Below are 13,218 nucleotides of genomic sequence, written 5' to 3' on the forward strand. Positions count from 1 at the left end.
TAATTTCGCCAGTTTTCACACCCTAACAATTAGAACGCAATAAAGGTTAACTAAACGTGACTGATAAGTTAGCGAGTCCATATCGACTTGCCGTATTAAAGTTAATTTGCCTTCAGGGTGTTGTAGCATTAGTTGCTGCTGTAATTATTTTTTTTAGTTCGGGAGTCAATGCCTCGCTTTCATCACTCGCTGGTGGAGCTGTAGCAGTACTTCCGCACTTTGTATTTGCACTTTATGCATTCAGATATATGGGTGCAAGTCGAGCAAATCAAGCGTATGCCTCGTTGAAACGCGGCAACGGATTAAAGTTTATGCTAACAATTGTATTGTTTGCGCTAGTACTGAAGCATTTTCCGGTAATTTTATTACCCTTTTTTAGTACTTATATACTGGCGCTCTTTACTGGATTGTTCGCACCCGTTTTTTTTAAACATTAACTTTTGGGATATAACATGGCAGCAGAAGAAGTTACTCTATCTGGCCATATCCAGCACCATTTGACCAATGCTAAGATGTGTTCGACCGATACAGGTCTCGCCTTCAATAAAGCATGTACGGACAGTGGATTCTGGACATGGCATATAGATACCCTTGCATGGTCTATCGGTTTAGGTCTTATATTTTTATGGATCTTTCGTAGTGCCGCTAAAAAATCAACTCTAGGTGTACCTGGAAAATTTCAGTGTTTTATTGAAATAATCGTAGAATTTGTTGGCGACAACGTACGCGATACTTTCCATGGTAAAAGCAAGCTTATTGCACCATTAGCCTTAACGATTTTCGTTTGGGTGTTCTTAATGAACTTAATGGATTTAATACCAGTTGATTTCCTTCCAGCATTTGCAGGTTTCGTTGGTGAGACTGCATTTGGTATGGATTCACACGATGTGTACATGAAAATTGTACCAACGACTGACATTAATATGACTTCAGCGCTAGCGCTGGGTGTATTTATACTAATGGTTGGCTTTTCAATCAAAATAAAAGGTATTGGCGGGTTTATTAAAGAGTTAACGCTTCATCCGTTCAACTCAAATAACGTGTTCGTTCAAATTATTTTGATACCATTTAACTTATTACTTGAACTGATTGCACTCGTTTCTAAACCGTTTTCATTAGCACTACGTTTGTTTGGTAACTTATATGCTGGTGAGTTGATTTTCATCTTGATCGGCGCTATCGGTTTTATGCAACTACCGTTGCACTTTGTTTGGGCTGTATTCCATATTCTAGTTATTACATTACAAGCATTCTTATTCATGATGCTTACGATTGTATACCTAAGCATGGCAAGTTCAGATAATCACTAATTTTTAGATTTACAATTTTACTTTTACTTTTAACTTTACAATTGAAACTTTGGAGAAATAAATGGAAGCTTTAGAATTATTAACAGGCTTAAAATACATCGCAGTAGCTTTACTAATCGGTTTTGGTGCAATCGGCACAGCAATCGGTTTTGGTAACATGGGCGGTAAATTCCTTGAAGCATGTGCGCGTCAACCTGAGCTTGCACCTTCGCTACAAGTTAAGATGTTTATTCTTGCTGGTCTAATCGATGCTGTAGCAATGATTGGTGTTGGTATCGCTATGGTATTGTTGTTCGTACTTTAATTTTATTCTTTGAACAGCTTACTATTTAAGGAGGAGCGGTTGTGAATTTAAACGCCACTCTTATCGGTGAATTGATTGCGTTTACGGTGTTCGTATTATTTTGTATGAAATACGTATGGCCACCACTAAACGGTGCAATTGAAGCTCGCCAGAAAAAAATCGAAGATGGTTTAGCTGCCTCTGATAGAGCCGAAAAAGACTTAGAACTTGCGCAAAAGAAAGCTGCTGAACAGCTTAAAGATGCAAAAGCTCAAGCGGCTGATATCATTGATCAAGCTAAAAAGCGTGCAGTGCTAATTGTTGACGAAGAAACACTTCGTGGTCAACAAGAGCGTGAAAGTATCATTGCTCAAGGGCACTCTGAAGTTGAGTCTGAACGTAATCGCATAACAGAAGAACTACGTAAGCAAGTAGCAACTCTGGCAGTGATTGGCGCAGAACGTATTTTAGAGCGTGAAATTAATCAAGCCGCACATAGTGACATCGTTGAAAAACTTGTCGCTGAGCTGTAATTAGGAGGGTATGAGCATGTCTAATTTGACTACTATCGCTCGCCCATACGCTAAAGCGGCTTTTGAACTTGCCGTTGAGAAAGGCACTCTAGAAAGCTGGAATGATATGTTGTTCTTTGCAGGCCATGTAGCCAGCAATGAGCAAGCATCGTCTGTTTTAGCGAGTATGCCTACAGCTACTGCACAAGCTGAATTATTTATTCAACTTTGTGCTGAGCAGCTCAACGAACAAGGTCAGAACCTAGTTAAGGTGATGGCTGAAAATGGACGTTTGACAGCTCTACCTGAAGTTGCACAGTTATTTGCTGAATTTAAAGCAGAATACGATAAAGAAATCGAAGTAGATGTGATTTCTGCAACTCCTCTTGTTGCTGCGCAACAAGAGTCATTGGTAGCGGCACTTGAAAAACGTTTCGCACGCAAAGTTAAGCTGAATTGTAGTGAAGACGCGTCAGTGGTTGGTGGACTTATTATTAGGTCTGGCGACACTGTAATCGACGGTACTATTCGCGGTAAATTAAACCGCTTAGCTACAACACTACAATCGTAATTGGGAAAAAGAGCATGCAACTTAATTCCACTGAAATTTCAGATCTGATCAAACAACGTATTGAGAAGTTCGAAGTTGTAAGTGAAGCTCGTAACGAAGGTACTATTGTATCTGTTACTGACGGTATCATCCGCATCCACGGTCTTGCTGACTGTATGCAAGGTGAAATGATTGAGCTTCCTGGCAGCCGTTATGCTATCGCACTAAACCTTGAGCGCGACTCAATTGGTGCAGTAGTAATGGGTCCGTACGCTGACCTTACTGAAGGCGTAAAAGTATATACAACTGGTCGTATTTTAGAAGTTCCTGTTGGTCCTGGTTTACTTGGTCGTGTTGTAAACACACTAGGTGCTCCAATCGATGGTAAAGGCGCTCTAGATAACGACGGGTTTGAACCTGTAGAAAAAATTGCACCAGGTGTAATCGAGCGTAAATCTGTAGATGAGCCAGTTCAAACTGGTTATAAATCTATTGATGCGATGATTCCAGTTGGTCGTGGTCAACGTGAACTTATCATTGGTGATCGCCAAACAGGTAAAACTGCACTAGCAATCGATGCAATCATCAATCAAAAAGACACAGGCGTTAAGTGTGTGTACGTTGCGATTGGTCAAAAAGCATCTACTATTGCAAACGTAGTTCGTAAATTAGAAGAGCATGGTGCACTAGCAAATACTATCGTAGTTGTTGCATCTGCTTCTGAATCTGCGGCACTTCAGTACTTAGCACCGTTCGCGGGCTGTACTATGGGTGAATACTTCCGTGACCGTGGTGAAAACGCATTAATCGTATATGATGATTTGTCTAAGCAAGCAGTTGCTTACCGTCAAATTTCATTACTACTTAAGCGTCCACCAGGCCGTGAAGCATACCCAGGTGACGTATTCTACCTTCACTCTCGTCTTTTAGAGCGTGCATCGCGTGTAAACGCAGATTACGTTGAAAAGTTCACTAATGGTGAAGTGAAAGGTAAAACTGGTTCATTGACGGCATTGCCAATCATTGAAACTCAAGGCGGCGACGTTTCTGCGTTCGTACCGACTAACGTTATCTCTATCACCGATGGTCAGATCTTCTTAGAAACTGACTTATTCAACTCAGGTATCCGTCCGGCAGTAAATGCTGGTATCTCGGTATCGCGTGTTGGTGGTGCTGCACAAACTAAAATCGTTAAGAAACTAGGTGGCGGTATCCGTCTAGCCCTAGCTCAGTACCGTGAATTAGCTGCGTTTTCGCAGTTCGCGTCTGACCTTGATGATGCAACTCGTGCTCAACTTGAGCATGGTGAGCGTGTAACAGAGCTAATGAAGCAGAAACAGTACGCGCCAATGTCTGTTGCTGATATGTCTTTGTCGTTATTTGCTGCTGAAAAAGGCTTCCTTCAAGACATCGAAATCGCGAAAATCGGTGACTTTGAAGCAGCTTTACTTTCGTATGCAAATAGCACATACGCAGAGCTTGTGGCTCAAATCAATGAAACTGGTAACTTGAATGCCGAGATCGAAGCGCAGCTTAAAGAACTTCTAACGAAGTTCAAGTCTACGCAAACTTGGTAATTTAGTTATTAATGGTGCGCTTTAGGAAACTAAAGCACACCTTGATTCGGAGAGAGAGTCATGGCCAGCGGAAAAGAGATTAAAAGCAAGATCGGGAGTATTAAAAATACTCAAAAGATCACTAGCGCAATGGAAATGGTTGCTGCGTCTAAAATGAAAAGGGCGCAAGAACGCGTTGCTTCAAGCCGTCCATACGCTGACAAATTACGTGAAGTAATTGGTCGTGTTGCTCAAGCAAATCTTGATTTTACTCACCCGTTCTTAAAAGATCGTGAAGTAAAACGAGTTGGTTATATTGTTATCTCTACAGACCGTGGTCTGTGTGGCGGTCTAAACTCAAACGAGTTTAAGAAAGTTGCACTTGATGTTAAAGCGTGGAAAGAAAAAGGTGTTGATGCTGAATTTGCTACTTTAGGTAGTAAAGCAGCTGGCTTCTTTCAACGTTTTGGTGGTCAACTACTCGCTAAAAAAGCGGGCCTAGGAGATAAACCTTCAGTACAAGACGTTATTGGTCCTGTAAAAGTTATGCTTGATGCATTTTCTGAAGGCAAAATAGACCGTTTATTCTTGGTATATAACAAATTCGTTAATACCATGAGGCAAGAGCCAATTATAGATCAGTTACTCCCTTTGCCAAAAGCTGAAGAAGAAGTATCTGCTCACACATGGGATTACTTATACGAGCCAAACCCAGAGGCTATTTTAGAGTCTTTGTTAGTACGCTTTATTGAGTCTCAAGCATACCAAGGTGTGGTAGAAAATGCTGCCTCTGAACAGGCTGCTCGTATGGTTGCAATGAAAGCTGCAACTGATAACGCAGGTGACCTTATGGATGAGCTACAGCTTGTTTATAACAAGGCTCGCCAAGCAGCAATCACACAAGAAATTAGTGAGATTTGTTCTGGCTCAGCAGCAGTTTAATGCTTCGGGTAAAGATTAACGAGAGGAATAGACATGAGTTTAGGTAAGGTCGTCCAAATTATCGGCGCCGTTGTGGATATTGAATTTCCACAAGATAGCGTGCCAGCGGTATACCACGCACTAAGAGTAACAGATGGCGATTTAGCTGGTTTGACTCTAGAAGTTCAACAGCAGCTAGGTGGCGGTGTAGTGCGTACTATCGCTATGGGTACTACTGATGGTTTACGTCGTAGTGCTTTAGTTATGAATACAGGTGAATCGATTCAAGTTCCAGTTGGTAAAGCAACACTTGGTCGTATCATGAACGTACTTGGTGAGCCAATCGATGAAGCGGGTCCAATCGGCGAAGAAGACCGTATGTCTATTCACCGTGCAGCACCTTCATACGAAGAGCAATCAAGTTCAGTTGAACTTTTAGAAACTGGTATCAAGGTTATCGACCTTGTATGTCCGTTTGCTAAAGGTGGTAAAGTTGGTTTATTCGGTGGTGCCGGTGTTGGTAAAACTGTAAACATGATGGAACTTATCCGTAACATCGCAATCGAGCACAGCGGCTACTCAGTATTCGCAGGTGTTGGTGAGCGTACACGTGAGGGTAACGATTTCTACCATGAGATGAACGATTCAAACGTACTTGATAAAGTATCGCTTGTATACGGTCAGATGAACGAGCCTCCAGGTAACCGTTTACGCGTAGCGTTAACAGGTCTTACTATGGCTGAAAAGTTCCGTGATGAAGGTCGCGATGTACTTTTCTTCGTAGATAACATCTACCGTTATACTCTTGCTGGTACAGAAGTATCTGCACTACTTGGTCGTATGCCATCAGCGGTAGGTTACCAGCCTACACTTGCTGAAGAAATGGGTGTGCTTCAAGAGCGTATCGCTTCTACTAAGACGGGTTCAATTACATCAATCCAAGCGGTATACGTACCTGCGGATGATTTAACGGATCCATCTCCAGCAACTACCTTTGCTCACTTAGACGCAACAGTAGTACTTTCACGTGATATCGCGTCACTTGGTATCTACCCAGCGGTAGACCCACTTGATTCATCTTCACGTCAACTTGACCCACAAGTAATTGGTCAAGAGCACTACGATACAGCACGTGGCGTTCAAACAGTTCTTCAGCGTTATAAAGAACTTAAAGACATCATTGCAATCCTAGGTATGGACGAGCTTTCTGACGAAGATAAGCAACTTGTATCTCGTGCACGTAAAATCCAACGTTTCCTATCTCAGCCATTCTTCGTGGCAGAGGTGTTTACAGGCGCGTCTGGTAAATACGTATCACTAAAAGATACAATTTCTGGCTTTAAAGGCATCTTAAACGGTGAATTTGATGATATGCCAGAGCAAGCGTTCTACATGGTTGGCTCTATCGAAGAAGCTCAAGAAAAAGCCAAAGGCATGTAACTAGGAGGGTAGTATGACAGCTATGACTGTACATCTTGACGTAGTAAGCGCTGAGCAGAGTTTGTTCTCTGGTCTTGTTGAATCGATTCAAGTATCTGGTAGTGAAGGCGAGCTGGGTGTAAACCTAGGCCATGCTCCACTACTAACTGCCCTTAAACCTGGTATGGTACGTTTAGTTAAGCAATTTGGTCACGAAGATGTGATATATGTTGCTGGCGGTACATTAGAAGTTCAACCAAATCACATCACGATTCTTGCAGATACTGCGGTTCGTGGTGAAGATTTAGATGAAGATTCTGTACAAAAAGCTAAACGTGAAGCTGAAGAACATATGGCGAATTCGTCAGCTGTTGAGTTTGATTATCAGCAAGCGGCTACGCGACTGGCAGAAGCAGTTGCTCAGTTACGCGTAATTCAGCAATTACGTCACAAGTAAGCCTATCCGGTTTGTAAAAAGCCCACTTTAAGTGGGCTTTTTTGTGCCTGTTACTTTTGTATTTACACTAAATACCTTAGTCCGATTATTATCTACACTTTTACACTTATATCCTGCCGGAATCCTCGCTACAATAACGTCATCCAATTAAGTGTGTTTTTTCAGTCAAGATTCAGTACTAATAAACTAACTTACTGAGTATTTGCACAAGAAGTGATTTACGTAATCTTCTGATTAAACATAAGACTTATTTAGCTAAAACAACGAAAAAAGGAAATTGTTTTAATGGCTCTAACAACTATTATTCTTGCTGCGGGTAAAGGTACTCGTATGCGCTCTGCTCTACCTAAAGTTTTGCACAAAGTTGCAGGTAAACCAATGGTGCAGCACGTTATTGATAATGCGATGGCATTAGGTGCAACGACTACAAACCTAGTTTACGGACACGGCGGCGAACTATTACAACAACAACTTGCCGATAACAATGTAAATTGGGTACTTCAAGCTGAACAACTTGGTACTGGCCACGCAGTAGCGCAAGCCAACTCTCATGTTAATGATGAAGACACGGTATTAATTTTATACGGTGATGTACCACTAACAAAGCAATCAACACTAGAGCGTTTATTAGCCGCAACACCTAAAAATGGTTTAGCTGTATTAACGGTAAATTTGGTAAACCCAAATGGCTATGGTCGAATGCTTCGTGCCGGTGGTAAGTTAGTTGGTATTGTTGAGCAAAAAGATTCAAGCCCAGAACAGTTACTTATTAACGAAGTAAATACAGGCATTATGGCTGTTAACGGTAAGCTATTAAAAACATGGTTAGGTAACTTATCTAACAATAATGCACAAGGCGAGTACTACTTAACAGATATCGTTGCAATGGCTCACAGTGAAGGCGTAGAAATCACTTCAGCTCAGCCAGACCATGCAATGGAAGTTGAGGGCGCAAATAACCGCGTACAACTTGCAGGCTTAGAGCGCGCTTACCAAGCATGGCAAGCAGAAGAGTTAATGTTAAATGGCGCAACACTTGCTGACCCTGCGCGTATTGATGTGCGAGGAACAGTTACCACCGGTGAAGATGTACTTATCGACGTAAACGTTATTTTTGAAGGCACGGTCACGCTTGGTAATAATGTACAAATAGGTCCTAACTGTGTCCTTAAAAATTGTAGTATTGGTGATAACGTTATTATTAAAGCTAATACGCTGATTGAAGATGCCACAGTTGCAGATAAGTGTACGCTTGGTCCTTATGCTCGCCTTCGCCCAGGCGCTGTAATGGAAGAAGACTCACACATTGGTAACTTTGTTGAGATGAAAAAAACCCGACTAGGTAAAGGCTCTAAAGCCAACCACTTAAGTTATTTAGGTGATGCTGAAATTGGCGAAAAAGTGAATATTGGCGCTGGCACTATTACCTGTAACTACGATGGTGTTAACAAAGCAAAAACTATTATTGGCGATAATGCCTTTATTGGTTCTAATTCATCACTCGTTGCTCCAGTAAATATAGGTGCAACTGCAACAATTGGTGCAGGCTCTGTGATCACCAGTACCGTTGAAGATGATCAATTAGCAATAGCACGCTCTAAACAGCGTAATTTAACGGGTTGGAAACGCCCAGTTAAAAAATAACAATAGAGGCTACTTAGGTAGCCTTTTTTATTTTAGCTGAAGTTTAAATTGCTCTTTATAGCGTCTAGACAAGTTAAGTACTTTACCTGTTGTTAGTTTTATTTCACTGTCGCCACTGGGGAGTGCTGTAATGGACTCCACTTTATCGAGTTTTACGCCATGGCTGCGGTGAATTCTACAAAATCCCTGTACTTCAAGTTGTTTGCTCAATGCTGTAAGCGTTGCCCTTAACGGATATATACGTGAGCCTATATGTAGGTTTACATAATTACCCGACGATTCAAGCCAATCAACATCCTCTATTTTTATAATGAATTCTTTTCCGAGCTTTTTAACTAATAGGCGGTTTATGGTCGATGCTGTTTGCTGCTCACTTTCTTCAATTGAAGAGGCTTCACCTAGTAACTGCTGCACCACATATTGATATACTTTGATAAGTACGATGAAAAACACAAAGCTTATAGCGTCTTTCTGGTATTCATAAATAAGCTCAAACCAGCTAAGTCCAAAGTTGTAAGACCCATCATTCAACAAATATATGAATTTACGAACCCCTACCATAATACCAACGTGTAACACGCTAAATATAATAGAGGCACCAAAGTACATACCTAATGAAGCCGTAATATTTTGCCAATTAAAAGATAAGTGTCTTAAAAACCAAATTAAAATAGGGAATATAAGCAAAGTACTCAAGGCACTTGAATACTCCCAAACAAATGGCTCCCACATTAAAAAAGTTAAAGCCCCTTCTCTTTGGGCTTCCATTATTTGGGTTGTAGCGTTCACTGTATTATTAATTAATACGTAAGCACACAGTAATACTGATGCGTAAATGCTTTGAAAACGTTGAAAGTGCTGTAGGTTCATAAATGTATGCTTATTGCTGATGTGGCACGCTTATCCCTGTATACCACCTTTTATCACTATTGCTTGTAATATAAGCACTTATAGATAGTTTTAGCGAGAGCTTTAGGTATGAATAGCGCATAGCATACATAAAGTAGTAAAAGCATGAGCACTCAAGTACAACAACCTTCATTAGTTAATTCGCGTAAATATTATCTTGATTGGCTTAGGGTAATCGCATTTGCGTCGCTAACTTTTTATCACATTGGCATGTTGTATAGCGAAAACTGGGGGTTTCATTTTAAGAGTAATTATACATCACAGTATGTTGAATATTTAATGTTGGTGTTTTCACCTTGGCGCATGTTACTCATTTGGTTTATATCGGGCGTAGCACTGCGTTTTATGATTGATAAAGTAAGCAGCTTTAAGTCTTGGTTACATTTCACCTTATACCGCTCTATTTTTTTACTATTACCCTTGCTGGTGGGGTTATGGCTAATAGTGCCTTTACAGCTGTTTGCAGAAATGTCACAGCAAGGTGTTATTGATATTAGCTATTGGCAATTTTATTTAGCTTTTATAGAGACGAACAATACGCTTTTTATTAATTATCAGTCTGGAGTGTGGCCGAATGTGGATGTAAATCACTTATGGTATTTGCGCTCGTTGTGGCAATTTATGCTGATCATTATTGTTTTAACTCTTTTTGCACGCTTGCCCTTTATTGCGCCTTTAAAAACATTTGTTAAAGGGGGTATGTCATTTGGGTTTTTAATTACCTTGCTCATTATTGCCACACTATTTACAAGCCATTACTTAACTGGCGATTCAATCAGAGAGACTAACGGCTTAATACTGCTACTCTCAGGATACATACTTGCTAAAAACACTTACTTTTGGAACTGCTTAAATAAAAACTTGGTATTACTGGCTTTGAGTTTTGCGGTTTTGTTTGTACTTATAATATTAAGTTATCAGAAGGTGTTTACTCTTCCTCATTTTATTTTAATCGGTAGCTACAATATTCAACGTGTTGTAGGTGTATTTTTTGTACTTGCGCTCGCTCGTCGATTTTTAAATTTTAATACTTACTATTTAAAACAGCTCAATGTATGGGTGTTTCCCTTTTATTTATTGCATCAAAGCATTTTGATTGTTTTGTGTTTTTTACTACAGCCTTTAAGTTTAGGGCCTGTTGCTGAGCCATTCATCATTATTACAGGGACTTGGTCTTTTTGCGGTGTTATTACATGGGGTATTACACGTACTGATGTACTTAGACCTTTGCTAGGGGTTGCAATTAAACGAAATTATTCCCCGACTGTAAAAACGATTGGCTATACGGCCGCTTTAATTCTAATAACTCCGCTAGCGTATAAGCTAATTACTTAGGCTAAGGGGCTGTATTAAAACTGCCATAATCTTGTCATGCCTGTGTGTTGATATTTAGCAAATACAATACTAAGGAAAATTACATGTTTAAAAAATCAATTATTGCGCTGTCACTTATATCTGTTCTTACTGGTTGCTCACTTGATGGTGACGATGGTCAAAACGGCTCTCAAGGATTACAGGGAGAACAAGGCACAGGTGGGACTAATGGGTTAAATGGTATAAATGCCAATTCAGCATTAAATATTAACCTTGTGGGTAGAGGTGTATTAAATGCACAAAGCCCAGAAGGTGCAGCTGAAATAGTTGCATATCAAGCATCTAAAAAATGGATTTACGCTATTAACAGTTCAGGTGATGACGCTGTTATTAATATTTTACCCGCAGACACCTTTGATACTGCCGCACTCGTTAAAGATAACGAAGGGGTTATAAACGGCACAAATTTAACATCCGTTATTACGTTGCCTTTAAACGAGTTTACCCAAGGCGATGCAAACAGCATTGCTATTGATGAAAATAACAATCTACTTGCAGTGGCAATGGCTGCTGAAAGCACGGGTGATGCAGGTCAAATTGCTTTTTACGATATAAGCGGCGACTCACCTGTATTTATTAAAAATGTTACAGTCGGATTTTTACCAGACATGGTGACGTTCACCCATGATGGCGCAAAGGCAGTGGTTGCTAACGAAGGTGAACCAAGTGGCGACTACAGCGTAGATCCTGAAGGTTCTATTAGTATTATCGATATAACAAATAATGTAATAGCCGATACAGCAATAAATATTGATTTTAAAGCCTATAACAACAAACAAACCGAACTAGAAGCGCAAGGGGGAGTTTTTGCAAACCCAAATGGTCGTACTATTAACGGTAATCTAATAAATACCACCGTAGCTATGGATTTAGAGCCCGAGTACGTTAGCATTTCTAAAGATAACAAATATGCTTATGTATCTATTCAAGAAAACAATGCACTTGCAATAGTTAACCTACAAGACAACAGTCTTGAGCTAAAGGGCTTAGGCTTTAAAGATTGGTCAAGCTTACAACTTGATGCCTCAGATAAAGACGGCGGCGTGAATTTTAAATCATACCCAGGGCTCTATGGTATGTACCAGCCCGATACTATCTCAAGCTTTAGTTGGAAAGGCGCTAACTTTATAGTTACTGCCAACGAAGGTGACACAAGAGAATACTTTTTTGATACAACGGATGAAGCAGACTGTATAGCAAAGGGCGGGCTTGATTACGATAAAGACGATGGCTGCTTAGCTTATATAGATGAAAGCCGCGTTGAAGACTTAACGCTTGCTGCTAATTTTGATTACTTAAATAATGACGATGATGATATTGGTCGCTTAAAAGTAACAACAATAAAAGGCGATACCAATAACGACGGACAATACGAATCGCTTTACGGCTATGGCGCACGTTCTTTTACTATTTGGGATAGCAATGGGCTGGTGGTTTTTGATTCAGGTGACGATATAGCACGTATAACAGCATCTGTGCATGGTGAATCATTTAACAATAATGAAGATGAAAACAAAGGTGACTCACGTTCAGATGATAAAGGCGCAGAGCCTGAAGCGCTGACTATTGGTAAAATTGACGATCGTACATTTGCTTTTGTTGGATTAGAACGTATGGGCGGCATTATGGTTTACGACATTACTAATCCATACAATGTGCAATTTGAAGACTACTTCTATAATCGAGGCTTAATCAAAGGAGCTAATATTACAGGCGATTTAGCGCCTGAGGGAATGGTATTCGTTTCAGCAGAGCAAAGTGCAACAAGAAATCCACTCTTAATTGTTGGAAATGAAATATCAGGCTCTATTGCCGTATGGGAAATAGCATCTAAATAAATCTTTAATTTTAAATAAAGCTGTGTGTTGTTTGTTTAACATACAGCTTAGTTTAAACCTTACTAATACATCATCAATTGATACATAAATTATGAGTATTTTTTAAACTAAAAGTATCCTGCAGCCCTCTATTTGTATAGCTTTCATACTAAATTCATTTAATTGTCAAAAAGCTGAAATAAAACATTGACTCCCGCTCGAATCTCCCTATAATGCGACCCCACTGAGACAGGAAACGCCAACGCATAGCGAGGCACGAACTACTCAGAGAGTTAAATAAAACTTCGGTTTTAAATTATCTAAAAAGAAAGTTTAAAACTAAGTGTTGACTCGAAAAATAAAGGGTGTATTATTCGCATCCCTTGAGGCGCTAAAGCGACTCAAAACGTTCTTTAACAATATAAAGCAATCATCTGTGTGGGCACTCGTACAGATTGAGTTCTAA

Annotated in this window: 13 protein-coding genes; 12 read left to right on the forward strand and 1 reads right to left on the reverse strand. The window is 40.1% G+C overall.

Annotated features, from left to right (window positions below):
- Positions 1–56 precede the first annotated feature (56 nt).
- The 10 genes from I6E85_RS17630 (at position 57) to glmU (ending at position 8,652) form a co-directional block, all read left to right on the forward strand.
- On the forward strand, positions 57–437 hold the full coding sequence (locus I6E85_RS17630) for an ATP synthase subunit I (RefSeq protein WP_007585983.1): 381 nt from the start codon (positions 57–59) through the stop codon (positions 435–437).
- A 15-nt stretch (positions 438–452) separates the two neighbouring features.
- Positions 453–1,310 carry a F0F1 ATP synthase subunit A gene (gene atpB, locus I6E85_RS17635; protein WP_024592268.1) on the forward strand — a complete coding sequence of 286 codons (858 nt, stop codon included), beginning with the start codon at positions 453–455 and terminating at the stop codon, positions 1,308–1,310.
- Positions 1,311–1,371: 61 nt separating this feature from the next.
- Positions 1,372–1,614 (forward strand): F0F1 ATP synthase subunit C, encoded by a 243-nt coding sequence (atpE, locus tag I6E85_RS17640; RefSeq protein WP_007585980.1) that lies wholly within the window; start codon positions 1,372–1,374, stop codon positions 1,612–1,614.
- Between the two features lie 41 nt (positions 1,615–1,655).
- Positions 1,656–2,126, forward strand: coding sequence for a F0F1 ATP synthase subunit B (atpF, locus tag I6E85_RS17645; RefSeq protein ID WP_004335264.1), 471 nt, complete (start codon positions 1,656–1,658; stop codon positions 2,124–2,126).
- A 16-nt stretch (positions 2,127–2,142) separates the two neighbouring features.
- The gene (gene atpH / locus I6E85_RS17650; RefSeq protein ID WP_007585978.1) at positions 2,143–2,676 is read left to right on the forward strand and encodes a F0F1 ATP synthase subunit delta; all 534 of its coding nucleotides are present in this window, start codon (positions 2,143–2,145) and stop codon (positions 2,674–2,676) included.
- Positions 2,677–2,690: 14 nt separating this feature from the next.
- Entirely contained in the window at positions 2,691–4,232 is a 1,542-nt protein-coding gene (gene atpA / locus I6E85_RS17655) for a F0F1 ATP synthase subunit alpha (RefSeq protein ID WP_007585976.1), read from the forward strand.
- A 60-nt stretch (positions 4,233–4,292) separates the two neighbouring features.
- Positions 4,293–5,153 carry a F0F1 ATP synthase subunit gamma gene (gene atpG, locus I6E85_RS17660; protein WP_007585974.1) on the forward strand — a complete coding sequence of 287 codons (861 nt, stop codon included), beginning with the start codon at positions 4,293–4,295 and terminating at the stop codon, positions 5,151–5,153.
- Between the two features lie 33 nt (positions 5,154–5,186).
- Positions 5,187–6,572, forward strand: a complete 1,386-nt coding sequence (atpD, locus tag I6E85_RS17665) for a F0F1 ATP synthase subunit beta (protein WP_007585971.1) — start codon at positions 5,187–5,189, stop codon at positions 6,570–6,572.
- 13 nt (positions 6,573–6,585) lie between these two features.
- Entirely contained in the window at positions 6,586–7,008 is a 423-nt protein-coding gene (locus I6E85_RS17670) for a F0F1 ATP synthase subunit epsilon (protein WP_007377666.1), read from the forward strand.
- Between the two features lie 285 nt (positions 7,009–7,293).
- Complete coding sequence (gene glmU / locus I6E85_RS17675) at positions 7,294–8,652, forward strand: bifunctional UDP-N-acetylglucosamine diphosphorylase/glucosamine-1-phosphate N-acetyltransferase GlmU (protein WP_101163105.1); 1,359 nt, start codon at positions 7,294–7,296, stop codon at positions 8,650–8,652.
- A gap of 27 nt (positions 8,653–8,679) precedes the next feature.
- Here glmU and I6E85_RS17680 read toward each other — a convergent pair whose 3' ends face one another.
- Complete coding sequence (locus I6E85_RS17680) at positions 8,680–9,522, reverse strand: LytTR family DNA-binding domain-containing protein (RefSeq protein ID WP_197237188.1); 843 nt, start codon at positions 9,520–9,522, stop codon at positions 8,680–8,682.
- Positions 9,523–9,666: 144 nt separating this feature from the next.
- Between I6E85_RS17680 and I6E85_RS17685 the strand changes: the two genes are divergently transcribed.
- Both I6E85_RS17685 and I6E85_RS17690 read left to right on the forward strand, forming a co-directional pair.
- Complete coding sequence (locus tag I6E85_RS17685) at positions 9,667–10,896, forward strand: acyltransferase family protein (protein ID WP_024591273.1); 1,230 nt, start codon at positions 9,667–9,669, stop codon at positions 10,894–10,896.
- An 83-nt stretch (positions 10,897–10,979) separates the two neighbouring features.
- On the forward strand, positions 10,980–12,773 hold the full coding sequence (locus I6E85_RS17690; protein ID WP_024591272.1) for a choice-of-anchor I family protein: 1,794 nt from the start codon (positions 10,980–10,982) through the stop codon (positions 12,771–12,773).
- Positions 12,774–13,218 lie beyond the last annotated feature (445 nt).

The sequence above is a fragment of the Pseudoalteromonas sp. NZS71 genome, from assembly GCF_015864715.1.
Lineage (GTDB): Bacteria > Pseudomonadota > Gammaproteobacteria > Enterobacterales > Alteromonadaceae > Pseudoalteromonas > Pseudoalteromonas arctica.